Annotated in this window: 19 protein-coding genes and 3 tRNA genes; 13 read left to right on the top strand and 9 right to left on the bottom strand. The window is 65.8% G+C overall.

Features of this window, described 5'->3' with window-relative positions:
• Nucleotides 1-23: 23 nt before the first annotated feature.
• Both GY812_06535 and GY812_06530 read right to left on the bottom strand, forming a co-directional pair.
• Nucleotides 24-518, bottom strand: a complete 495-nt coding sequence (locus GY812_06535) for a hypothetical protein (protein MCP4435143.1) — start codon at nt 516-518, stop codon at nt 24-26.
• 724 nt (nt 519-1,242) lie between these two features.
• Nucleotides 1,243-2,361, bottom strand: coding sequence for a hypothetical protein (locus tag GY812_06530; protein ID MCP4435142.1), 1,119 nt, complete (start codon nt 2,359-2,361; stop codon nt 1,243-1,245).
• Between the two features lie 145 nt (nt 2,362-2,506).
• Here GY812_06530 and GY812_06525 point away from each other — a divergent pair, with 145 nt between their 5' ends.
• On the top strand, nt 2,507-3,037 hold the full coding sequence (locus GY812_06525) for a DoxX family protein (GenBank protein ID MCP4435141.1): 531 nt from the start codon (nt 2,507-2,509) through the stop codon (nt 3,035-3,037).
• Between the two features lie 104 nt (nt 3,038-3,141).
• A complete protein-coding gene (locus GY812_06520) occupies nt 3,142-3,723 on the top strand; it encodes a GAF domain-containing protein (protein MCP4435140.1) in 582 nt (193 codons plus the stop codon).
• A 19-nt stretch (nt 3,724-3,742) separates the two neighbouring features.
• Here the strand turns inward: GY812_06520 and GY812_06515 are convergent, their stop codons facing one another.
• Together GY812_06515 and GY812_06510 are read right to left on the bottom strand one after the other, a co-directional pair.
• Nucleotides 3,743-4,459 carry an MBL fold metallo-hydrolase gene (locus tag GY812_06515; GenBank protein ID MCP4435139.1) on the bottom strand — a complete coding sequence of 239 codons (717 nt, stop codon included), beginning with the start codon at nt 4,457-4,459 and terminating at the stop codon, nt 3,743-3,745.
• A 52-nt stretch (nt 4,460-4,511) separates the two neighbouring features.
• The gene (locus GY812_06510; GenBank protein MCP4435138.1) at nt 4,512-5,243 is read right to left on the bottom strand and encodes a PaaX domain-containing protein, C- domain protein; all 732 of its coding nucleotides are present in this window, start codon (nt 5,241-5,243) and stop codon (nt 4,512-4,514) included.
• 142 nt (nt 5,244-5,385) lie between these two features.
• Between GY812_06510 and GY812_06505 the strand changes: the two genes are divergently transcribed.
• Nucleotides 5,386-6,447, top strand: coding sequence for a fatty acid desaturase family protein (locus GY812_06505; protein ID MCP4435137.1), 1,062 nt, complete (start codon nt 5,386-5,388; stop codon nt 6,445-6,447).
• 24 nt (nt 6,448-6,471) lie between these two features.
• Here the strand turns inward: GY812_06505 and GY812_06500 are convergent, their stop codons facing one another.
• A complete protein-coding gene (locus GY812_06500; protein MCP4435136.1) occupies nt 6,472-6,837 on the bottom strand; it encodes an META domain-containing protein in 366 nt (121 codons plus the stop codon).
• A 90-nt stretch (nt 6,838-6,927) separates the two neighbouring features.
• Here GY812_06500 and pheA point away from each other — a divergent pair, with 90 nt between their 5' ends.
• The 4 genes from pheA to GY812_06480 all read left to right on the top strand — a co-directional run bounded on the left by pheA (nt 6,928) and on the right by GY812_06480 (nt 10,741).
• The gene (gene pheA / locus GY812_06495; protein ID MCP4435135.1) at nt 6,928-7,881 is read left to right on the top strand and encodes a prephenate dehydratase; all 954 of its coding nucleotides are present in this window, start codon (nt 6,928-6,930) and stop codon (nt 7,879-7,881) included.
• 78 nt (nt 7,882-7,959) lie between these two features.
• A complete protein-coding gene (locus tag GY812_06490; GenBank protein MCP4435134.1) occupies nt 7,960-9,474 on the top strand; it encodes a DUF1800 domain-containing protein in 1,515 nt (504 codons plus the stop codon).
• A complete protein-coding gene (locus GY812_06485; GenBank protein MCP4435133.1) occupies nt 9,474-10,535 on the top strand; it encodes a DUF1501 domain-containing protein in 1,062 nt (353 codons plus the stop codon). The genes GY812_06490 and GY812_06485 overlap by 1 nt, the downstream gene beginning before the upstream one ends.
• 119 nt (nt 10,536-10,654) lie before the next feature.
• Nucleotides 10,655-10,741, top strand: a tRNA-Ser gene (locus tag GY812_06480).
• Nucleotides 10,742-10,805: 64 nt separating this feature from the next.
• Here the strand turns inward: GY812_06480 and GY812_06475 are convergent.
• Together GY812_06475 and lon are read right to left on the bottom strand one after the other, a co-directional pair.
• Nucleotides 10,806-11,330, bottom strand: coding sequence for a hypothetical protein (locus GY812_06475; GenBank protein ID MCP4435132.1), 525 nt, complete (start codon nt 11,328-11,330; stop codon nt 10,806-10,808).
• A gap of 94 nt (nt 11,331-11,424) precedes the next feature.
• The gene (gene lon, locus GY812_06470) at nt 11,425-13,788 is read right to left on the bottom strand and encodes an endopeptidase La (protein ID MCP4435131.1); all 2,364 of its coding nucleotides are present in this window, start codon (nt 13,786-13,788) and stop codon (nt 11,425-11,427) included.
• A 240-nt stretch (nt 13,789-14,028) separates the two neighbouring features.
• Here lon and GY812_06465 point away from each other — a divergent pair.
• From GY812_06465 to GY812_06450, 4 genes are all read left to right on the top strand, one after another.
• Nucleotides 14,029-14,120, top strand: a tRNA-Ser gene (locus GY812_06465).
• Nucleotides 14,121-14,305: 185 nt separating this feature from the next.
• Nucleotides 14,306-14,671, top strand: a complete 366-nt coding sequence (locus GY812_06460; GenBank protein MCP4435130.1) for a hypothetical protein — start codon at nt 14,306-14,308, stop codon at nt 14,669-14,671.
• 118 nt (nt 14,672-14,789) lie between these two features.
• Nucleotides 14,790-14,863 (top strand) — tRNA-Arg (locus tag GY812_06455).
• A 239-nt stretch (nt 14,864-15,102) separates the two neighbouring features.
• Nucleotides 15,103-17,484, top strand: coding sequence for an EAL domain-containing protein (locus tag GY812_06450; protein MCP4435129.1), 2,382 nt, complete (start codon nt 15,103-15,105; stop codon nt 17,482-17,484).
• Nucleotides 17,485-17,518: 34 nt separating this feature from the next.
• Here GY812_06450 and GY812_06445 read toward each other — a convergent pair whose 3' ends face one another.
• A complete protein-coding gene (locus GY812_06445; GenBank protein ID MCP4435128.1) occupies nt 17,519-19,279 on the bottom strand; it encodes a hypothetical protein in 1,761 nt (586 codons plus the stop codon).
• Nucleotides 19,280-19,391: 112 nt separating this feature from the next.
• Here GY812_06445 and GY812_06440 point away from each other — a divergent pair, with 112 nt between their 5' ends.
• Both GY812_06440 and GY812_06435 read left to right on the top strand, forming a co-directional pair.
• Nucleotides 19,392-19,847 (top strand): response regulator, encoded by a 456-nt coding sequence (locus tag GY812_06440; GenBank protein MCP4435127.1) that lies wholly within the window; start codon nt 19,392-19,394, stop codon nt 19,845-19,847.
• Nucleotides 19,844-20,749: a GGDEF domain-containing response regulator gene (locus GY812_06435; protein MCP4435126.1), complete on the top strand. Its 906-nt coding sequence runs from the start codon at nt 19,844-19,846 to the stop codon at nt 20,747-20,749. The genes GY812_06440 and GY812_06435 overlap by 4 nt, the downstream gene beginning before the upstream one ends.
• 273 nt (nt 20,750-21,022) lie before the next feature.
• Here the strand turns inward: GY812_06435 and GY812_06430 are convergent, their stop codons facing one another.
• Complete coding sequence (locus GY812_06430; GenBank protein MCP4435125.1) at nt 21,023-23,017, bottom strand: PKD domain-containing protein; 1,995 nt, start codon at nt 23,015-23,017, stop codon at nt 21,023-21,025.
• Nucleotides 23,018-23,075 lie beyond the last annotated feature (58 nt).

Raw genomic sequence — 23,075 nt, 5'->3', positions numbered from 1 at the left:
TGGTAACAGCGGGGTCTGGGACATCAGATCACTGCCGGAACCAGCCCGTGGAGCAAGGCGAACTCTGTTGCATAGACAACGCTGCAAACACCGGCTATCTGCATCACGTAGCGACGTTCGAATCCTTGTCTCCACAAGAGCAGCGGCGGCAGAACCCCACCGATGATCAGGCAGGTCAGCACCGCCGATACGCCGCCCGCCACTCGGGACCGCACCTTGGACTCGTTGTCCTGAACCTGCCGGTACCGACGTTCGAGGTCGAGCCGCGACAGGAACCAGTGCGCAACCCTGCCCGGTTCGTCGCGGGTACCCCGGCTCACGAGGAACAGCTGCACCGGGATGTAGACCGCGTACACCGCCAACATGGCCCACACCGCACCGGCGAGTCGTGCGATCAGCCAGAAGAACGGCCCGAAGGTCAGGTCATCGAGGATGACCAGAACCAACAGGGTGATGAACCACCACCAGAGAGTCGTTACGAAGGCCTGTCGGTTCGGGGCGCTCCGTGCTTGCTCCACCGCAGCGACCGTACTCCCCGTGCCGTCAGATGGTGGGGTGACCCCGCATCACCACCAGACCGGAGGGGGCGTCGTCCGATGCCCGGCCGCTGAAGCACCGGAGCGCTAGTTTCGCGCACATGTCGGACCCGGCTGGCCGAAAGAACCCAACGGGTGACCCGGCGCCGGGCGCGATCGTGGCTCCGCCCGAGATGCCACCGGGCTGGACGACCCTCGAGGCCGCCGGCGACCAGATCGGCGAGGCAGAGAGGGTCGAGTACGAAGTCTTCCTCGAAGCGGGGTTCTGCAAGCGCTCGGATATGGGTCGCGTCACCGAGTTCGACCCCTGGCGTGACATGTCGGAGTTCGTGGTGGTGACGTCACCCGACGGCGAGATCCGTGGCGTCGTGAGGGTGACGCTGGGCAACTACCAGGAGCTGCAGATCGGATCGTTCGAAAAGGACCGGCCCTTTCCCGACCCGGTACTCGAGTACGCCTCGCTCGCCGTGCCCGACGCGGCACGCCGCACGGGGGTGGCGTCGTGGCTATACCGCGAGGTGTGGCAGTACGCGGTGCGATGCAACGCGGCGGGCGTGGTCGGCGTCGGCGAGCGGTGGCTGATGGAGTTGCTCAACACGAGCTACCCGTTCGGCTTCGAACAACTCGGGCCGAGTCGCTGGTACATGGGCGGCGAGTGTTTCCCCATGGGAGCGCGCCTGATCGACCTGGTGCAGCGCTCGTGCCTTCACCCCGAGTTCTTCGACTGGGCCACGGGGTCCATCGACCTTCGCGACGTGCCAGTGGAACCCATACGCGACGTGCTCGTGGACATGCGGTCGTCGCGGCCGGCATCGGAGAGGTCCGCCGGTTCGTCGGAGCCATCCCAGGGCGGGGGATCCACGTAGTCCCCGGCCCGTATGCGCCGGGCCATTTGCAGGTGCCAGCCGACATACGAGTCGGCGACATACTCGCAGTCCGGCTCGATCAGTTCGTGCAGGGTCGCGAGGTTGTGCGCGGGTACTCCGGGCAGCACATGGTGAGCCGTGTGGAAGTTGGCGTTCCACAACAGCCAGCGCGCCGCGGCGTTGGTCCTCACCGTGCGGCTCGTGCGCACCGCGGGAGCGGGGCCGTACTCGCACCCATAGTGCTCAGTGGTCGATACGAACCCTGCCAGCGGAAGAAACACCGCCAGCGGTGCGGCCCACAGCAAGAGAGGCAAACGCCAACCGGCGAACAAGCCGGTGACCACGCACGCCACCGGCAACGCGAGACCTGCGACCAGGCTCGTCCATTCCAGAGCATGGCGTCGACTGCGGCGCGCGAATGCCGGACCGCGGCCGACCAGCATCGACAGCAACTGGGCCCACAACATGGCGGCCAGCCCGAGCACACCGAAGGCAACCATGCCGAGGTGCGACAGGTGGCCGCGCACCACCACGATCGGCTCGGGGTCGCCTTCCACATGGGTACGGATGTGGTGCTCGAAGTGAAACGGGCGGTACGCGGCATACGGAGTTAGGCAGACCACACCGCAAAGGGTGCCCACGACGTGATCCGCGAAGGGATGGCCGAACAGCGAAGTGTGAAGCGCCTCGTGCTCCACGGCGAACAGGGAGGTGAGCACGATCCCCGCGACAACCGCGTACACGGCCCACATCAACGGGTTGTCGAGCACCACTGCCAAGGCCCCTGCCCCCACGGCAACGGCGACGATCACGGCCAGCTTGGCTGCTGACCGGCGGGGTCGGGTGGCGGCGAGGCGCAGCTCGGCGGCACGCCGTCGCAGCGAGCGCGGCAAGTCACCAACAGGTACGCCACCGATCTCCACCGTGGCAGCCCTTGGCGAATTGTCGACTCCAGACATCCGTCACCTGTGGTCCGCGTCCCCCAGCGGGCACTGTGCCGACCTGACAAGTCAACCACAGCACCACCCTGGGTTGTCCAGAGCCCCGCGGCGCGGGCCGTTCCGAAAAGGGAGCGCGCTGCAGCATCCGTTTAGGATCGCCTGCATGGGAACCCTGCTCGCCGACACTTCATCCAGCTTCGATACGGCCATGCTGATCCTGCGCCTGGCGCTGGGTCCGATGCTGTTCGCCCACGGCTACCAGAAGCTGTTCCTCGGCGGACGCATCGAGGGCACCGCCGGCTGGTTCGAGTCGATGGGAATGAAGCCGGGCAAGCTCAACGCGTGGGCGGCGGCCCTGACCGAAACCGGAACCGGCGTGCTGATGACCATCGGGCTGCTCACACCGTTCGCGGCCGCAGGCATGGTCGGTGTGATGGTCGTGGCCTGGTTCACCCACCGTGGCGAGTTCTTCGTGTTCAAGGACGGCTGGGAGTACAACTTCGTGATCGGGGCCGTGGCGATCGCCGTGGGCACGCTGGGCGCCGGCCAGTGGTCGGTGGACCACCTGCTGGGAATCGGTGAGGACCTCGCTGGCTGGACCGGCCTTGCGATCTCGGCCGGCCTGGGCCTGGTCGCTGGCTTCGGCACGCTTGCGCTCTTCCACCGCCCGGATCCGCCGACTGCGGACACCTGAACCAGCTTCTGCACGAGGCGCCCTGCAGGCATCGGCCCGCCGACCCGCGCGCGTGGGCACGAAACGATTTCAGTCGGACGAGGATCGCGCCGATCCCCGGACTGGTGATTATCAGAAACGACCCGCGCCTCGACGCCGTCAGTGACGAGCGATCGTTCCTTCCGCCCGGAGTGCCCACGGCCGCCCTCGATGCCGTGATCGACTCGGCCGCGAGCTGGACGCCCTCGCGCCTGGCCCAGGAACTGGTGGAGGTGGCAGCCGAGATGACGGGCGCCGCGCAGGTGGCGCTGTACAAGTGCGACTCGAACACCGTGCGTTGCATGGGCCTTGCACCACCACACCTGGCATCGCCATTGTTGCGCGACCAGCAGGCTGAGGAGTTCCCCTGGGCCATGCCCTCACTGCAGCCGTCGCGGTTCGTACTCGTGGAAGCTGCGGGCGACCTGCCGCTGCCCGTCTCGGGCCGCGCAGGCGACCTCGGCTACTCGAGCGCCGTGCATCTACCGTTGCGCGACGGAAACCGCATGCTGGGGGCTCTTCAGATCTACTGGAGCGAACCCATGAGTGAGTGGGACGACCGGGTGGGAGCTGCTCTGCGCGCACTGGGCGTGTTCACCCTCTGCCGGGTGCTTCCGGGTGCCGGTGCCGCGGGAGTCGCCGGCGGGCGACGTGGCACCGACACCTGAGCAACCGCAGCGACCCGCCTCAGGACCCGAAGATCCGCAGCCATTCCGAAGCCGAGCGGGGCTTGAACACCATGTTCGAACGGCGTACCTCGCCCATCTGCTCCGACGGCTTAGGCGAGTACAGGTGGCCGGGAAACAGGGTGGCGGTGTCGGGCACCTTGGCGAGTCGCGTCGTGATGCTCTCGTAGAGCTGCGCCGGATCACCGCCGGGCAGGTCGGTGCGGCCACAACCCTGTAGGAAGAGCGTGTCGCCCGCGACGAGGTTGTTCTCAACCAGGAAGCACTGGCTCCCCGGGGTATGGCCGGGAGTGTGCAGCAGGGTCACGTCGACCTCGCCGACGCTGACCTTGTCGCCTGAGCTGTGCTGGACCAGGTCGCCCGCCTCGAGATCGGTGACCTTGAGCACGTACTCGGCCTCGTCTGCCTGCACGTGCACCGGCATCGACTGCAGGGCCAGCAGCTCGGTGACGCCCTCGATGCGCATGCCCATCATGTCGCCGCCGCAATGATCGGGGTGGTAGTGGGTCACGAGTGCGCCGGCGATGGTCATGCCGTCGGACTCGGCGATGGACTTGAGTTCCGCGACACCGTACGCAGGATCGACCACCAGGCACTCGCCGCTCTCGCGGTCTCCGATCAGGTAGGAGAAGTTGACCATCTGCTGTGCGAGAAGGTCGGACTCGGCGAAGTCGGCTCCGGCAAGGAGCTGGCGGAAGTAGAAACGGTCGTCGCTCACACCAAGACGCTACGCCGTGGGCACCGAATCGTTCGACTCGGTGCCCGACGGTTCAGTCGGCAAGCAGCCAGCGGGTGAGCGTGGCGCTGTAGGCGGCGTCATACGACTCGTAGTCGGCCCGCAGGCGGTCGCCCTGCCAGTGGCGGGACAACAACTCGCGCGGGAGCAACGGGTCTTCGTTGAGGTGACGCAGCACCGCAGCCGCCAGCACGAATCCGCTGCCCAGCACCTCCACATCGTCGGCGTCGAGTCGTTTCTTGATCGGAGCCATCAACCTTCGCAGTTCGAGCGCCCCGTCGTTCCAGGAGTCGAGGCCCCACAGCATCGACACCAGCTCGTCGTCGGCGTCTGGCTGGGCCGTCATTCGGCGCGCCTGAGCGGCGATGACTTCCCGTTGGCCCGGCAGCCTCGCCGGGTCGAGGTTGTCGGGGCGCATCCACACCCCTTCACGCACCTCGGCGAGGCGCAGCGCCCGCGCGGCGCGTCGCAACTCGGCGCGTCGGCCCGCTTCACGGGCGGCGGTGGGCACCACCCACATCTCCCACTGGCCACCCCACGTGCGCAGCCGAGGGCGGCGGCTGGCCTGCTGACGCCGTTGGCGTTCGGCGAGGTCGCCGGCGAGCTCGTAGCGATGCTCACCCTGTGGCGACAGCTCGCCGTTGGTCACCATCCGGGATATCGCGGTGCGCACGGTTCCTTCGGCGAGGCCGAACAAGGTGGCGGAGCGCACCAGGGCACGCGCCGACATCACCGGGGGGTGGGTACCGAGCAGCACGGACGCCACGACGGAGCGGGCGGTGAGCGGTGGCAGGGGCTTGCCGCCGACGATGGGGGCGGGGCGCTCGGTCACGGAGGTCGATCCTACCAAGGGTCCGATGGCATTACACCTTGACTACAGCTGTGACCCCATCTGTAAGATGGTGTCCATGACTTCAGCCCGCGTGGTGCCCGCAACGATGTTCCCGCCCGACGGCACCCTGACCGATGCACTGCCCACCGACCGCCTCAACGAAGACGGTCGCCCACTCGGCGAGCTCCGTGACGACCTGTACCGCATCCCCAACGCCGCCAACGCCGCCCACGTGATCGGTGTGTGGCTCCAGTCGGTCGGCGCAGTGGTGTTGGCAGCCTGGTGGGGCAACCCGCTCGGGTGGATACTGGCGTGGCTGCTGTGCGGCCGAGGCATGGTGCGCTTCGCCATCCTCATGCACGAAGCGGCCCACAGGCTGCTGTTCAGCAACAAGAAGGCCAACGACTGGGTGGGCCGCTGGCTCGTCGCCTACCCCGCATTCGTTCCCATCGAGGCATACAGGCGCGGCCACATGGCGCACCACAAGGAGGAGTTCGGGCGCAACGAGCCCGACATCGCCTACTACCGCGGATACCCGGTGCCGGCTGACTCGTGGTGGCGCAAGATGCGCCGCGACCTGTTCGGCAACTCCGGGTGGAAGAACCTCATGGGACTCCTCGGCGCACTCAGGAGCCCCACCGCGCGCCCGATCGTGTTGCGCATCCTCGGGGTGCAGGCTCTCATGTTTGCCGGAATGTGGCTGGCGACCGGTCACTGGTGGGTGTGGCCCGTGTTCTGGCTGTTGCCCTGGATGACCGTATGGCGGGTGCTCAACCGCCTGCGTTCGGTTGCCGAACACGGCGGCCTGGGGGCGTCGCCCGACCGCAGGGTGACCACCCACCACATCCGGCAGTCGTGGATCGCCAAGTTCGTGTTCGTGCCGTTCAACACCGGCTACCACCTCGCGCACCACGTCGACATCGGCGTGCCGTTCTCCAAGCTCCCCGCACTGCAGCGCGAGCTCGAAGAGGCGGGTTACATCACCGCCGAGCTCGAGTGGCCCAGCTACCTGGCCCTTTGGCGCCACGCCCGAAGCGGCGTGCCCGAGCCGGCCCCGGGTGACGACGTCGACCTGGCCGAAAAGGGTGTCGACCTGAGCGACACCGCTGCAGGTGGCACCGACTTCCCGAGGAACTGACCGGGGTGCCGGGACGCCGGCCGGTCACGCCGGGGTCTCCAGTACCTCGGAGTGGTAGACGAGCTCGTCGGATCCCTCACCGAACGCGATGTGCAGGAAGTCGGCGTGCACCGTGGCCAAGCGTGCACCACGGAGGTACTCGAAGAGGTCGTACTCGACCAGCGGCTCCGAGCCGTACTGCAGCGACGTCACGGTGTCGATCGCAACCGTGAGGGCATTGCCGCGCAAGGAGTAGGTGCCCTCGCCGAGGTTGACACCGTCGTCGCCCGACACCCTGCCATCGAGGAAGGCCAGCTCCGGGATACGCCTGCCACTCACCATGTGGCTCACTCCCCGCAGGGTCACGTACTCGAGTGCCCATCGGGTTCCGTCCAGAGCATCGGGGTACACGCAGCAAGACTACGACTGCTGCCGGCTCCCCCCTCACAGCCGCGAAACGGGTTGAGGGTGACCGACGGCGACGCCGGTAGCCTCGGTGCCATGCCCCAGAGCCCCGATCCGACCGGAGACCAGGAGCGACGCGTCGCGTTCCTCGGCCCGGCCGGCACGTTCACCGAGCAGGCCCTGCACCGCGAGGCCGACCTCAGCGCAGGCGAACTCATGCCATGTGACTCCATGGTCGATGTGCTCTTCGCGGTACACGAGGGGCCGGCCGACTTCGGCGTCGTGCCGATCGAGAACGCCATCGAAGGCACGGTCAACGCCACGATCGACACACTTGCCATGGACGTCGAGTTGCTGGTGCAGCGCGAGCTCCTCGAGCCGGTGGCGATGAACCTGCTCGTGGCCCCCGGCACGTCGCTCGATGCCATCCGCGGCGTGATGTCGATCCCGGTGGCCACTGCGCAGTGCCGCTCCTGGTTGCGCACCAACCTCGCCGATGCAGAGCATCTGGCCGCCAACTCCACGGCGGAGGCTGCGGCCCTCGTCGCGAAGCAGGCCGATCCGACGCTTGCCGCCATCGGCAATGAACGCGCCGCGGAGGTCTACGGGCTCGAGATCGCCGCGACGGGCATAGAGGACCATCCCGAGAACCAGACCCGATTCGTGGTCGTGGGGCGCGACGGGATTCCGGCACCGACGGGGCACGACAAGACCTCGATAGTCGTCTACCAGCGCGCGGATGAGCCCGGGTCGCTCATGTCGATCCTCCAGGAGTTCGCCGCCCGGTCGATCAACCTGACGTTGCTGCTCAGCCGTCCCACCAAGACCCACCTCGGTGACTACTGCTTCGTGCTCGACCTCGAGGGACACATTGCGGATGAGGTGGTGGCCGACGCTCTACGTGCCCTCAAGGCCAACCAGGGCGGTGTGAAGTTCCTCGGCTCTTATCCAGCGGCTGGCGCCGATGGTCCCGACAGGCGCGCAGCAGCCAACACGGCGCACGAGGATGCACGATCGTGGATCTCGGGGCTGCGTGACCAGATCGGCTGATCCGTCGCCGGCCACACCGTTGACGAATTCTGAACTTCCTCTTACCGCGCTCCAACCTTTCGGGTGCACAGTGCGGCCATGGCACGTCTGCAACTGACCAGGCGACAGGTGATGGAAGCGTTGGCCATCTGCGGGGCCACCGGGACCGTCGCGGCATGCACCCCACCCAAGCATCCCTCACCCACGACCACCACCCCCACCACGACCGTGGTCGGCAACGCGGGTGACCCGGCCGCGTTCCTGCTCGCCAGTCGCCTCTCCTTCGGGCCGAGTCCTGAGCTGCTTGCACTGGCAGAGGGCGGGGTGGACGCCTACCTGGCCGACCAGCTGGACCCTGCAGCGGCGGAGGCACCCGCCATGGCCGACCTGTTCGCCGCAATCGACGCCCGCGGTGAGGACATTGCCTCCACACCCCCGTCGGACGGGGGCAGCAAGAACAGGCGTCGTGCCGCGGTGGAGACCACCGCCCTCCGCACGACCGCCGGCGCCGCCTGGTCGTCCCGCCAGCTGCACGCCCTGCTCGTGGACTTCTGGTCCGACCACCTGCACGTGTCGATCGGACAGCAGCCCGAGCTCTTCTTCGTCCCCTACTACGACGCTGAGGTGATCCGCCCCCATGCGATGGGCAGCTTCACCGACATGCTGCTTGCCTCGGCACGGCACGCGGCGATGCTCACCTACCTCGACCAGGCCAGCAGCCGCGCCGATCGCGACAACGTGCCCAACGAGAACTACGCACGCGAGCTGATGGAGCTGCACACCGTCGGTGTCGACGGTGGATACGACGAGACAGATGTGCTCAAGGCGGCCCACGTACTCAGCGGCTTCTCGCTGGTGAGGAAGTCCCGTGAGTACACCTACAGACAGGCCTGGCATGACCTCGGACCGGCGGCGACCGGCGACGTGCTCGGGTACCGCCCGAGCGGTGCCGGTGAGCGCGACGGCGAGGACTTCCTGGCCCACCTCGCCCACCTGCCGGCCACGGCCAACCACGTGTGCCACCGCCTGGCGGTCCGCCTCGTCGGCGACAGTGTGTCGCCTACGGACCCGGTGGTAGCCGATGCAGCAGCTGCCTTCACCGCTGATGACACCTCGATTGCGTCTGCGGTTCGCTCGATCGTGGACTCGCCCGCATTCGCCGACAGCACCCCGATACCGCGTCGTCCGATCGACCTGGTGGCCGCCATGTTGCGGATGGGCAGCACTCCGGTCACCGAGTCCCAACTCGACGACCTGCTGAACCCGCTCGGCCGCACCGTGCGGGTGCTGGGCCAGTCGCCTTGGGCCTGGCCGGCACCCAACGGCTACCCGTTGCCGGGAAGGGCATGGATCAGCCCCGGCGCAATGGTCGGCCGCTGGAATGCCGCCTTGACCGCCGGCGCCGGCTTCCAGACCCTCGATCCCCTGCCCGGCACTTCCACCGAGGACGGCGCCGACCGCACGTCGGTGGCAACAGCGCTGCTGGGCAGGGCGCCATCGCCTGAGCTTGCCACAGCGCTCGGAAACGACCTCGGCGCCCAGCCGGGCTCACAAGCAGAGTCCATCGGCGTGCGGACCCTCGTTTTCGCCAGCCCCGACTTCCAGGAGCGGTGATGGGACCCTTGATCGTCGTGTTCCTTCGCGGTGGTGCGGACGGCCTGTCGCTCGCACCGCCGACCGGCGACGCCGACTACGCCTCGGTGCGAAGTGGCCTGGCCGTCGCAGACGGCGCCGCCAATCCGCTCGACGGCACCTTCGCCATGCACCCGGCCCTCGGTGAGCTGCACGCCCGGTTCGTCAGGGGTGAGGTAGCCCTCGTGCCCGCCTGTGGGATCCCCGAACTCTCGCGGTCGCACTTCGACGCCCAGTTCCGCGTCGAGGAAGCCGGCAAATCGAGCGGATCCGGCGACGGCACGGGCTGGCTGGGCAGGCACTTGGCATCCAGTGCCGGCGACACCAACCCCTTCCGCGGCGTCAGCTTCGGCCAGGCCGGGGTGCCCCGCCTCCTCGCGGGATCGGCTGATGTCGTGACAGCGACAACTCTCACTGGGTTGAGCATCGGCAACGGCCGCCTCGACCCCTTCCCGCAGTTCACCGACACCCTCGAGGAGATGTGGGCCACCAGCGCGTCACCGATCAAGGCGGCTGCGGTGTCCGGTTTCGGCGCCCTCAGGACCGCCTCGTCGATCAGTGCAGGCGGTAGTGACGGCCGCGACCACGGTGTTGCCGACACCGTGGCGACGCTGAACGCGGGCGTCGGCGCCGAGGTGGCGGTCGTCAACATCGGTGGATGGGACACCCATGACAACCAGGGCACCAACGATGGCGCCTTCGCGTCCCTTGCGGCGGATCTCGATGGCTCCATCGATGCCCTGATGGCCGGGGTGCCGGGCGCGACCGTGGTGGTGATCACCGAGTTCGGGCGCCGCGTGGCTCCCAACTCCTCGGGTGGCTGTGACCATGGGCGAGGCAGCCTTGTGGTCGTGGCGGGCCCGGAAGTGAACGGCGGCGTCAAGGGTGACTGGCCCGGTCTCTCCGATCTCGACGAGGGAGACGTGCGCACGGTCAACGATATTCGTGTGGTGATGGCCGAGGTGACCGGTGCCGTACTCGGCACCGACCCGGCGCAGGTGGTCCCGGAGTCGCCCGGCGGATCCCTGGACCTGTTCACCTGAGCCGAAGCCGAACGCAGCCGATGGACGGTGCGGAATCCCCGTACCCGCGTCTGAACTGCCGCGTTGCCGGGCGCCCATCACCATGGGACGAGCGTGCGCCTGCAGCTACAGTCGCCGGTGGAGGGATGGCAGAGCGGACGATTGCGACGGTCTTGAAAACCGTTGAGGCTTCACGGTCTCCGGGGGTTCGAATCCCCCTCCCTCCGCTCCAGACGTCCTTTGTTGGTGCTGGATCACCTCTCAGGTGATCCAGCACCAACAAACCGGGCCTCAGCGGTTGTGGCTGCCCGACGTGTTGCTCGAGGGCGCCACTGCCACCAGCTCCCCGTGTCTCACCTCCCACGCCGAAGCCGACTCGCGCGTATGCGCTCCGCCCGAGGCCTTCGAGGTGATCACGTCGACCACGAGTCCGTCCACCGCGGCGAGCAGGGTGACGGTCTGCACCGAGTCAGACCGTTGGGGAAACTGTCGCACCTCGTCACCCAGGCGTTCCGCTGCGTCCCACACCCAGCGCTCCCCCACAGCCACGAACCGGCATCGGTGGGACTGCTTCGAGCGGTGGATCTTGGACCCGGGGCACACGAGCAGGCCCCCGGGAGTGAGCCAGGGCTCGACTGCCATCCCGCGGCCGTCGAATCCGTTGTCGAAGGCATCACTGATCACGGCATCGAGGTCCTCCGCTTCGAGGGCCCGTCGCATCTGCTCGTCGCGGACCATCTCGGCCAGAGACGAGAGGTCCTCGCGCTCCATGGACGCGACCAGCGCCTCCCAGTCCTGTGCGTGCTCCAACTCCATCACGCAATCATGACCTGTGGCTCCGTTGGTGCTGGGTCACGCCTGGCGTGATCCAGCACCAACGAAACGGGTCAGGCGGCGGCGGTGGTGGCGGTCAGGCGGGCACGAGGGCGATGTCGAGCACGTCGTCGACCTTCGACACCAGGTGCACATCGAGATCCGCGAGCACCCGGTCGGGGACGTCCTCCAGATCGGCCTCGTTGTCAGCCGGCAGGATCACTTCGGTCAGCCCGCCGCGGTGGGCGGCCAGCAGCTTCTGTTTCACACCGCCGATCGGCAACACCCGGCCATGCAGACTCACCTCCCCGGTCATCGCCACCTCTGGCCGCATGGGACGGCCGGTCAGCAGCGACACCATGGCCGTGGTCATGGTGACCCCGGCCGAAGGACCATCCTTCGGGATCGCGCCGGCCGGGAAGTGCACGTGGAAGCGGCCGGTGTGCACCGATTCGACCGGATCAACCTTCGACGCGACTCCACCGCGGGTGCGCAGAACCTCCGGGTTGGCACGCAGGTAGCTCAGCGCGATGCGGCCGGACTCCACCATCACGTCACCCAGCTGGCCCGTGAGCTCGAGGGCACCGGAGGACAGATGGTCACCGTCACGCTCGCCGTCGGATCGGTCATCGACCCGGGCAGCCTCAACGAGGAGCACATCGCCGCCGACGCCGGTCACGGCCAGTCCGGTGGCGATCCCCGGCAGGCCGTTGGGCCGATCCTCGTCGACACGGTGCCGCGGTCGACCGAGCAGCTCGCGGACCTTGTCGGGGTCCACCTCAATCGCGGGCCCGGACTGGTCGGTTGTTGCGACGCGTGCCGCGACCTTGCGCATCACGGCGCCCAGCTTCCGCTCGAGGCCGCGGACGCCAGGCTCACGGGTATGGCCCTCCACTATGGACCGCAAGGCATCGTCCTCGATGCTCACGTCGTCATCGGTGAGACCGCTTTCCTCGAGCTGGCGGCGCACCAGGTGGTCCCGCGCGATCGCGACCTTCTCGTCGGTCGTGTAGCCATCCAGTTCTATGACCTCCATACGGTCCAGAAGCGGGGCCGGGATCGTGTCGAGCACATTGGCCGTGGTCACGAACAGCACGTCGCTGAGGTCCAGGTCGAGTTCGAGGTAGTGGTCGCGGAAGGTCGAGTTCTGTGCGGGGTCGAGCACTTCGAGCAGCGCGGAGGACGGGTCGCCGCGCCAGTCGGCGCCAACCTTGTCGATCTCGTCGAGCACCATCACAGGGTTCATGGCGCCCGCCTCTTCGATCGCCTTCACGATGCGACCGGGACGCGCACCGACGTAGGTGCGGCGGTGTCCGCGAATCTCCGCCTCGTCGCGCACGCCACCAAGGGCCACACGCACGTAGGGCCGCCCCAGCGCTTCGGCAACCGAGCGGCCCAGTGATGTTTTGCCAACACCCGGGGGCCCCACGAGCGCCAGGATGGCTCCCTTGCTGCGGGGGGCGGTTGCCTCGGAGGTGTCACCGGACACCGCGCGGTCTGCGCGCAACTTGCGCACTGCCAGGAACTCGCCGAGCCGATCCTTGACCACATCGAGCCCGGTGTGGTCCGAGTCGAGCTGCCGGCGAGCCGCCTCCAGGTCGAGGCGCTCCGGCACGGTCACGTCCCAGGGCAGCTCCAGCACCGTCTCGATCCAGGTCCGGATCCAGCCGTGTTCGGCCGCCTGTTCAGGCGTGCGCTCTAGCTTGTCGATCTCGGAGGCGAGTTCGCTGGCCACGGCCTCCGGCAGATCGCGCTCCTCGAGCGCCTTGCGGTACTCATCGAGCGCGGATCCCTCGTCGTCGCCGAGTTCCTTGCGGATGGCGCTCATCTGCTCACGAAGAATGGCCTCGCGCTGGCGCTGTTCGAGGTTGTCGGAGACCTCGTTTCGCACCTTCGCGGAGAGTTCCAACTCCGCGAGCGTCTGGCGACCCCAGTCCAGCACCATCAGCAGCCTCTGGGTGAGGTCGGGCGTCTCCAGGACCTCGACCTTGTGCTCGAGGGAGACGTCAGGGCTGTAGCCAACGATGTCAGCGAGCGCTTCCGGCCCCTCGACGCTGCGTACGAACTCCGCGATCTGCGGGGCACCCCGGTGCTCCAGGATGGCCTCGAGCACGACCCGGTACTCGCGGGCCAGGGCCTCGTCCTCCTCGGTCGGCTCGGATGGGGCGACCTCGTCTGCTTCGATCCACAGGGCATCGCCGGTGCCGGGAACCGCCACGCCGAGGCGTGCGCGGTGCAGTCCTCGCAGGAAGACCGCCCGCGTGCCTCCCGGCAGTTCGCCCGCCTGGTCGATCTTCGCGACCGTGCCGACCGATGCGTGCGTATCGCCGATCCTGGGTACGAGAACCACGAGGCCCTCGGTTCCCAGCGCGGCGTCGACCGCGGCATTGGCCTCCGGGGTCTCCAGCGCCACTGTCAAGACCATCTGCGGCAGGACTACTCCGCTGGTCAGGGTGAGCATGGGAAGGGTCAAGGTGGCTGTTTCATTCACGGTTGGGTGACTCCGTCTACTCGTGTTGTTGTCTGGCCCGGACCTGCAACAACAGGCGGGCGAACCAATTATTCCGATTTCTTGAGTACCAAGCACTCAAGTTTCCCAGCCCATCGGTCAGTTGTCCGTTCAGGCAGCGTCCTCGCCGCGCCGGGCTCACAGCTCCCCCTCGCCGTCTCGGGCACGAGGCACTACAGTGTCCGGCGTTCTGGAGAGGTGCCGGAGTCAGGCCGATCGGGCCTCCCTGCTAAGGAGGTGAGGGGGCAACCCCTCCGTGGGTTCAAATCCCACCCTCTCCGCCAGAGCCAACGGGCGTCGGGTGTGAACCCGGCGCCCGTTGCGCGTCCCAACGGTGTCACCCAGGGCAGTACGACAACTGTCACATGACGTCAGACCCCTTCGGAGAGCAGCGATCGCGTGAAGTCTATGACGATTCGGCGTCGCTCATGTTGCATTTGTGTGACGTCCTGTTGCATCAATGGTCCCCATGCGAACACGACGCACTCTCTCGACCATTCTCATCGCGCTAGCCGGGGCCGTGGCCATCACGTCATGCGCCGGCGCACCGCCCTTCCCCGACAAGTTCGCCCATGTCGTCTCCGACGACGGGCTTGCACGCCTGCGGGGATGTGAATCCGGCGGCAACTACAACGCCCTGAACCCCTCGGGCAAGTACCGCGGTGCCTACCAGTTCAGCCGCACCACATGGAACAGCGTCGCCCGCACCCATTACCCCCACCTCAACGGCGTCGACCCGGCCGAGGCATGGCCCTGGGAGCAGGACGCCATGGCGCGAGCTCTGTGGCACATGGCCGGCCGTGGCCAGTGGCCGCACTGCGGCAAGAAGGTCTGACGACCACGCACCGATTCCGGTCCACCCGGCCCCATGTCGGGTGGACCGGAGCCGCGTTCGGACCGACATTGCCGTGTGGCCCGTCGCTGCCCGAACGTCTACAGTCATCTCCCGCCCAGCGCTTGTAGCTCAATTGGATAGAGCATCTGACTACGGATCAGAAGGTTGGGGGTTCGAGTCCCTCCAAGCGCGCTGACGAGATCCGTGACCCGAAGCGGTTCGTACTGCGATCCGGGCTCCACCTGGCAGCCGTAGCAATCCGGCTCTCCTACGGGCAGACTTGGTGCGTGGAGTCGCAAGAACCCGGGCCCGCTGGCCCCCCAGAATCCAGCCACGAGACGGCGGCTCCCCCAGCCCCTTCCCATGGCACAGTTGCAGCTGGAACCAAGCCTCGCCTCGACTGGACTCGGGTAGCCAGCTCGGCGCTTCTCTTGGCACTCGGGATACTTCTCTTCTTCACAGGACTGTTCGGTCCGTCCGGTGGCCTTGGCCGTCCAGGCGCGATGGCCGCCATGGGCGGTGGGATCATCCTGATCGGGGCCGCCTCATTTGTCTCTGTCCGCAGCGCCGTTGCAATGAGAATTCTCCTGGCCTCTGCGCTTCTACTGTCAATCATCCTGCTGGTGCAGGGTGACGTCGCATTCGCTTTCACAACACTCTTCTCGTGCCTAGGTGGTCTCGCCGCCTGTTTCGCCCGTACCGCGTGGCGTAGAAGGAAGTGGCTCGTGGGCGCGGGGGCGTCGAGGGTTCATCAGTTCTCCCGTGCGCTGATATCCGCCTCGGCGGTCTTCTCGGGCAGCTTGCTCATTGTCGCCGCCTATCAATCACGCAATAGCGCCAGCTCTGCTTTGCTGCTGGTTGCCGTTGGGATTGCTGGCTTTCTGGGCTCCGCTGTCATCCTACAGATCGGTGTCGGAAGAACTGATCGGCTGTCGCTTCTAGGTCTAGGTGTTGCGCTTCTCGGCTCAGCCGGTATGGCCTTGCCCCTCGAGACGTCGGTATTGACAACCCTTTCGGGCGACCCGTTCGATCTTGGGGTTTCAGAACCCAACTTGCCAGTACTTCTTCTGAAGCTAGCGATCATTTCACTGATTGTCGCAGCCACCCTCAACAGGTTTGAATCACAGGCACAGTGGAAACATATCCTCGAGCACGATGCGAATGCCTTCCTCTTGGTCGACCGGTCTGGTCGGATCGTGGAGGCCTACGGTGGCTATACCGAGATCACAGGCTACTCAGAAGATGAGGTGCTCGGTGCTCCGGTCTCTGCATTGCTTGGATCGACCATCTCCGAGGACGAGCATCAGCGGTTGATGGATCACTTTTGGGATTCCTCGATGCTGACAACGGTTCCTACCAGACCAGTCGAGCTTCTGACGAAATCGGGCGAGGCTCGTAGTGTCTACGCGCGACTTCAGAAGATCGACGGGCCGTCCGGCGTCCAGGCAGCGGTGGTTGTCGATGACGCAACTCTGGAGACTGATGCGATCGAGCAGGCCAAGCAGAAGACCGAACTGCTGAGCACCACCCTTTCCCAAATGGAGATACTGGCCACTACCGACTCGTTGACAGGCCTTCTGAACCGTCATGGATGCCTTGCAACACTCGAGGACGAGATGGCTAGGGGCAACTTCACTGTCATGTTCATAGACATCGACAAGTTCAAGTCCATCAACGATGGAATGTCCCACTCAGCAGGTGACAACGTCCTCAGGCAGTTCGCCGAGCGGCTGACAGAAGCCACCCGCTCCGGCGTCGATGTGGTCAGCAGAATTGGCGGAGACGAGTTCGTCGTCGCGCTTCGCACTGAGTCTTCGAGCGCGGCTGAAGTGCGAAGTCTCGCTGAACGCCTCGTTGCTACAGCGACAACTGCCCCAATGGATATTGATGGATTCCGATTGACAGTGACGAGTTCCGTGGGTGCCGCAAGTTCGGCCTCCCTATCGGCCGAGGAGGTGCTTCACAGGGCGGCTGCCGCCCTTCACACGGCCAAGCTTGAGTCGAGGGCAGGGACGAACAGCGTCGTAGTTGCCTACGACTCGGCCATTGGCTCATCCGCAGCAGAGAGACTCCGAGCGGTTACGAACGCTCGACGGGCGGTGGATGAGGAGCGGGTCACAGCCTGGTACCAGCCGATTGTCGACCTGCGTAGGCGAACGATCGTTGGGCACGAGGCACTCGCCAGGATGACCAACGCAGACAGGAGTGTGGTTTCTGCGGCAGACTTCCTGGCCGGCGCAGCAGAAGCAGGCGTCATGGTCAAAGTGGCGGAGTCGGTCATCACTGCAGCCTTCTTACAGCTCGCACAACTAGAGCCACTGACTCACATGTCAATCAACGCATCGCCCGACGAGCTATCGGATCCACGCTTTGCTCAACTCCTGAAGACCCAGATGGACTCCGCCCAGATTGATCCTCAAAGGGTGAGGTTGGAGATAACCGAAGCTGGTCTATTCGTACTTCAGGGTCACGCCAAGTCAGCGCTCTGGGACCTCTCCAAAGAGGGGGTCCAGCTCGTCTTGGATGACTTTGGAACGGGCTACTCGTCGATCTCCTCGCTTGCAGAGCATCCGATCTCCGGTATCAAGCTGGACCGCTCATTCACATCAGCCGCCGCACAGGGGATCCAAGCTATGGAACTTGTGGCTGGTCTCGCCCAGCTTGGCAATGCGCTTGGATGCTTCCTAATCGCTGAAGGAGTAGAGACCGAAAACGAAGCCCGCGCGGTATTGGATGCTGGCTGGCATTTCGGCCAAGGCTATCTATTTTCCCCTGCGGTGGAAGTCCCGATCGAAAGCTCAGTGACATACTGACGCCCCGGAGCAGTTGGTGGTGGCGTCCCGCGAATCATCCCGCACCGGCTTTCGGCAACTCGATTCGCATGGTGTTACCACCCGTAGTCGGCGGATCGGCGACATAGATATGACCTCCATGTCGATCGACAACGCGCCGGCAGATGGCTAGACCCATCCCCGAGCCGTCACCACCCTGACGGGTGCCGAAGTGTCTGAACATCTTGAAGACTTCGACTCTAAACGCGGGCTTGATACCGAGCCCATTGTCGATTACGAGAATGACTACATGTGACTGCGTGGGCTCGGTTTGTAGTATCTCGATGCTCGGAGTCCTACTCGGGTCCCGGTAATCCAGTGAGTTCTTCACAAGGTTGGAGAAGAGGCTTGTCAGAGCCTCCCGATTCCCAGTAACCCGCGGCAACTCACGAACCGTCACCTCCGCACCAAGCTGCTCGATCTCAGCCGATAGCAGTATTAGAGCGTCGGCGAGGACCTCGTTGAGGTCTACCTGTACTCCCGACGTGGCTACTGAGTCGAGGCGTGAATACTCCAGAAGGCCCTTGAGTTGCGCTGCCATGGAGTCAACCGCTGTTTGCATGTGCGATATCGACGTTGAGACCTCCTCATCCATTGCGGGCTCGGGTAGGTCCTCTACCAAGAGATCCAATGAGCCGGAGACGTGGCGGAGCGGTGCCTGCAGATCATGCGAGACTCCGTATACAAAGTCCCGGAGATCCTGATTCGATCGACTTAGGTTGCTCTCGCTCTTGGCCAGTATGCGACTCTTGGCTTCCGCCTGATCACGCACTTTGTAGAGGTTGGCCAGGTACAGCAACGACAGACCGACAACCGTGAGCGCAAGCAGTAGTGCGAGCCAGGGAAGGGCCTCATACGCAACTGGTACTTGTGCTACGCCGACTGCCCATGTCCGGTCGAAAAAGTCGATGGTGGCTGATCGCGTATTGGGTTGGCTGGAAAGGTCATCGGAGCCATAGAGGAGCCTGTCGGATGGTTGCGCACCGTCCTCCGGAATGGAGTCCCCAGCTTCTTCGCTCACCCAGAAGTCAGTAGGCGACTCCTGCCTCAGAGTTTCGAACAGGTCGTCAAGGGCGTAGACCGCTACATAGGCACCGATGAACGCCTCTCTTCGATCGTCAACCGTGGCAGGAGTATCACCGGTCCCGTAGATGGGTTTGAATAGAAGGATCCCGGCATCGTCTGGAGGCTGCCGCTGAACGAGAGAAATCGCCTTGGTCGCCGTGATGAGTCCCGAGTCGCGTGCGCTTTCTGCAGCTGCTCGGCGTATCGGCTCACTGAGGAGGTCATAGCCCAGGGCAGGCTCGTTCCCCGTCAAGGGCTCCACGAAGTCGACCGGCAGGGCTTGGTCGTTCGTCGTTGCCGGATGGACTGCGACACTCGGCGAGGATGGCCCGAGACCATGCATGAATTGACCTAGGTCGAGCTCAAACTCGGTTCTCTGGTGAGGCCGGATCAGTGGCGCCCACTCAATGGCGATGACGCCATTTCGCAGCATTTCGTCTTGCACCACAAATGAGGTGAACTCGGGCCGCGTCACCTCCTCCGAGGAGTAGTGCAGAGCACCGAGAGCCATCATCTCCTTCCTCACATGCTCGAAGGCAAGCACCATGGCGTCCTCCGCTGACCCCAACGCGTCTGCGGTCTCTGCCTCAGAAGACGACCTCAGCATGCTTCTGGCTACGGAATACGCTGCAGCCGAAAACGCGAGTCCGACAACCAGCAGGAACGCGAGGGTGAGGCGCTGTGGAGTCACGAGACGGCGTCGCGAGCTCATGATCATCAAGGCTACAGCGTGTCTCAGCTGAACCCTCCGGACCCGCCTTGCACTTCGAGTGTGCAGCCAAGTCGGAGGCGCGATTGCGACGGAGGCTCGGTAGCCTTGAGGCGTGGTCATCCCTGCTCGCGTTGGCACTCCCGTCTTTCTCTTGATCGAGGACGACCCTACCGACGTGCGAGTCCTGTGCAGAGCCCTGGGGCAAGCCAGCTGGATTCCGGAACTCCATGTCGAAAGCAGCGTTGAGGCAGCCCTGGAGTATCTGTCATCGCTCGAGCCCACCGACCCGTGGCCCTCACTGGCAATCGTCGACCTTCATCTCCCCGGGCTCAGCGGGCATCATCTGCTCGAGGCAGCTTCTGCGGGTCACTTGCGCGAGCACCTCCCAATGCTCGTTCTGAGCACTTCTTCCACCACCGAGGACGTTCGGCGCTCGTACGATCTCGGTGCAGTTGCACACGTCGGCAAGCCACACCATCTGCAGGACTGGACCTGCTTGATCGACGCAATCTGCGTCATCTGGGCAAGGTTCGCGGAGGCACCCACACCGTTGGGCGTGCGAACGTGAGCATCGAGCGCCGGGTGCTGGTCGTCGAGGACTCCACTGTTGACCGCCGACTTCTGATGCGAGCGTTGAACAACGCTATTCCCAATATGATCGCCACTGAGTGCAGTTCCTTGACAGAGGCTGTGGACTCCGCCTCGGACTCCGCATTCGACATCTGCCTTCTCGACCTGAATCTCGATGACAGTGCCGGTCTCGACACCCTGCGCACATGGCTGGAGCAAGTTGGTTCCATTCCTACGGTGGTTCTGACTGGTTCCGACGACGCGGAGCTGGACTCGACCTGCCTCTCACTGGGCGCCCAGGACTATCTGAGCAAGGACGAGGTGTCGGTCAAGGCCTTGCGGAGGACCATTCGTCACTCGATCGAGCGGTTTGATCTGAACCAGAAACTCGTGCAGGCAGCAGCCACCGATTCACTGACTGGACTGCCCAACCGTCGCTCGCTGTTCGAGAGCCTCAACAAGATGGTGGAGCGGTCAAAGCGCTACAACCGGAAAGTAACGGTGATCTACATCGATGTTGACCGCTTCAAGTCCATCAACGACGAGTACGGCCACGCAATCGGCGACGCCGTGCTCTGCCAAATCGGTGAACGACTGAGTGAGTCCATGCGCTCCACCGATGAGGCCGGCCGGATTGGCGGCGACGAGTTCGTGGTACTGGCCGAAGAGGCCGAAGACGAATGGGACCTTGAGGCCATCTACCGGAGACTCACCAGCAACCTCGAGTCACCCATAACGACTGACGCCGGTGTGATCTACCCGAGCGTCTCGCTGGGCCGTGCGCGCTTCCCCACAGACGCCCAGACCCCGGAAGGCCTGTTGGACGCTGCGGATCGCGACATGTACCGCGACAAGAGCTGCAAAAACGGCCAGGCTTCGGGCGAGATCAGCGACACCTAGATCGCGCTCCCCGAGACCGTCCACACGCAAGCACATGCCTCAGGCGAAAACGGTCGCCCGACTCCAGCACAGGATCCCGAGTTGGGAGGCTGGTGCCTGGATCCTGACTGGCTCTGTTGGTGCCCGATAGCGCCAGACATGATTGAGCACCACCGAAACCGCTCGGGGATCAACCGGGCCATGGTGCGGCGGGGCTCGGACACGACGACGGGACCACCCCACACAGGCGGCCCCGTCTGTCGTCGTTGAGAGCCCGCTGCCGCAGGCGCTGGATCAGCTGGTCGTGGTGCCGTTGTCCCAGACCCTGAACAGCTGGCCGTTGGGCCCCTGGCCGCCGGCCGGGCCGGTGTTGCCCGGTCCGGACGTGCCGCCGTCGGCACCACCGCCGCAGCCACCGATCAGGGCACAGTTGCCGCGTATGCCGCCGACGCCGCCGGTCGCCGGCGCTGCAAATGCGCCACCGGTTCCACCCGAGGAGGGGAACACAGGGCGGAACTGGGCACTTGCGGTGAGCGTCAGGGTGCCGACACCGATGTGGTAGATCCCGATCGACGGACCACCGGCACCGCCACCGGCACCGCCACCGCCGCCACCGGCACCGCCGCCACCGCCACCGCCGCCACCGCCGGCCTCACAGCAGGACTTGTTGCCGCCGTCGCCACCGTTGCCACCGTTGCCACCGCGACCGGCCGCCGCCCCGTCGCCGCCGACTCCGCCGGCAGAGGACGTGGCGGTCGAGGACGAGACGTTGACGCTGGCGTCATTGGCGTAGATACCGAACGAGCCGCCGCCGGAGGTGCCGGCCACAGACCCGGCTGCTCCACCGTTGCCACCGGCGCCGCCACCGCCACCGCCACCGCCGGAAGCACTGGCGGACTTGCCGCCACCACCGCCGCCGCCGCCGCTGCCCGCGCTACCAGCTGTGCCGGCTGTGCCGTTGGTGGAGCTCCAGAGATCGCCCGCAGTCGGCGTATTGGAACCCGCAGCCCCAGCCGTTCCTGCAGCGCCCGCGGTGCCCTCACTGCCGCCACCGGCCTCACCACCGCAGCCGAACAGCGAGCCGCAGCCACCGCCGCCGCCACTGCCGGCACCAGGACCGGAGCCGCCGCTGCCGCTGTTGCCACTACCGCTGTACTGGCCGCCGCGACCGCCACCGCCGCCGCCGTACGTGGTGCCGCCACCGCCGCCACCACCGTTGCCGGGGCTGCTGGGGCCGCTGGCATCGCTGCCACCGCCGCCGCCATTGCCGGAGGTTGCCTGCGCCGGGGTACCGCCTGGGGCGTCGACACCGTCGATGCCCGGTTGGCCGGTCACCTCGGAGAGGGTCACGTTGACGACCGAGAGCCCCAGTGCCCGCAGGCCATAGGCGCTCGACCCGGCCCCGGTTGTGGTGCCGCTGTTGATGTCGGCATTCTCGACGCTGACCAGCGAGCCGCCCGACACGAGCACGCCGGTGGCGTTGGGACCTGTGCCACCGGCCACAAGCGTGTCGGGGCTGTTGATGTCACCGATCTTGATGCCGGTCGCACCACCGGTCACCTCGATACCGACTGCGTTGCCGGAGGTCCGCGCGACACCCTGGACGCTGACACCGCTGATGCTGGAGTTGCTGACACCGTCGATCGTCACCGGAGTCGCGGTGCCGGTGCCGAAGATCGTTGTGACCTCGGAGGGACCGAAGTCGCTGAAGTCCTGTTCCCAGCCGCCGGTGATGTCGATGCCCGAAGCGAGCGAGATCGGGTCGGTGTAGGAGCCGCCCGCAACGCGGACCTTGGAGATGCCGTTGGCGACCGCGTTGCTCTGGGCCTCGGAGATGGTCGAGCACGGATCCGCGAGTGGCCCGCACGCGGCGCCGCTGCTGCCGTCGGTGCGCGCATAGAACTTGGGGTCGGGGTCGACGTTGACGGTGATCGTCACGGGTGCCGAGAACGATCCGCCCAACGAGTTGGTCATCAGCAGCACAGCGTCGTAGCTACCCGGCGTGTCATACACGTGTGACGGGTTGGCGGCGCTGGACACCGGGCTTCCATCCCCGAAGTCCCACTCGTAGGTGAGGCCGGTGCCAGTGCCGGGATTGGACCCACTCGAGTCGAAGCTCACGTTGAGCGGCGCGTTGCCAACGGTGGGAGACGCACCGGCCACGGCATCGGGTGGCCCGGTCGGGACCGTCGTAGTGGTGGGGCCTCCCCCACTTCCCGGCGTGGTGCAGGCAAGAGCGACAAGCGCCACAGCCCCCACCACGGACACCAGAACGCGCCGTGCTTTCATGTTCCCCCCAAAAAGGAATCGCCGTCAGCAGCCAGCTGACACTTCACAATTGCTACCA

The organism is Actinomycetes bacterium (assembly GCA_024222295.1).
Lineage (GTDB): Bacteria > Actinomycetota > Acidimicrobiia > Acidimicrobiales > Microtrichaceae > JAAEPF01.
The sequence above is the reverse complement of the archived record's forward strand: the minus strand, read 5'-3'. Positions and strand labels throughout refer to the sequence as shown.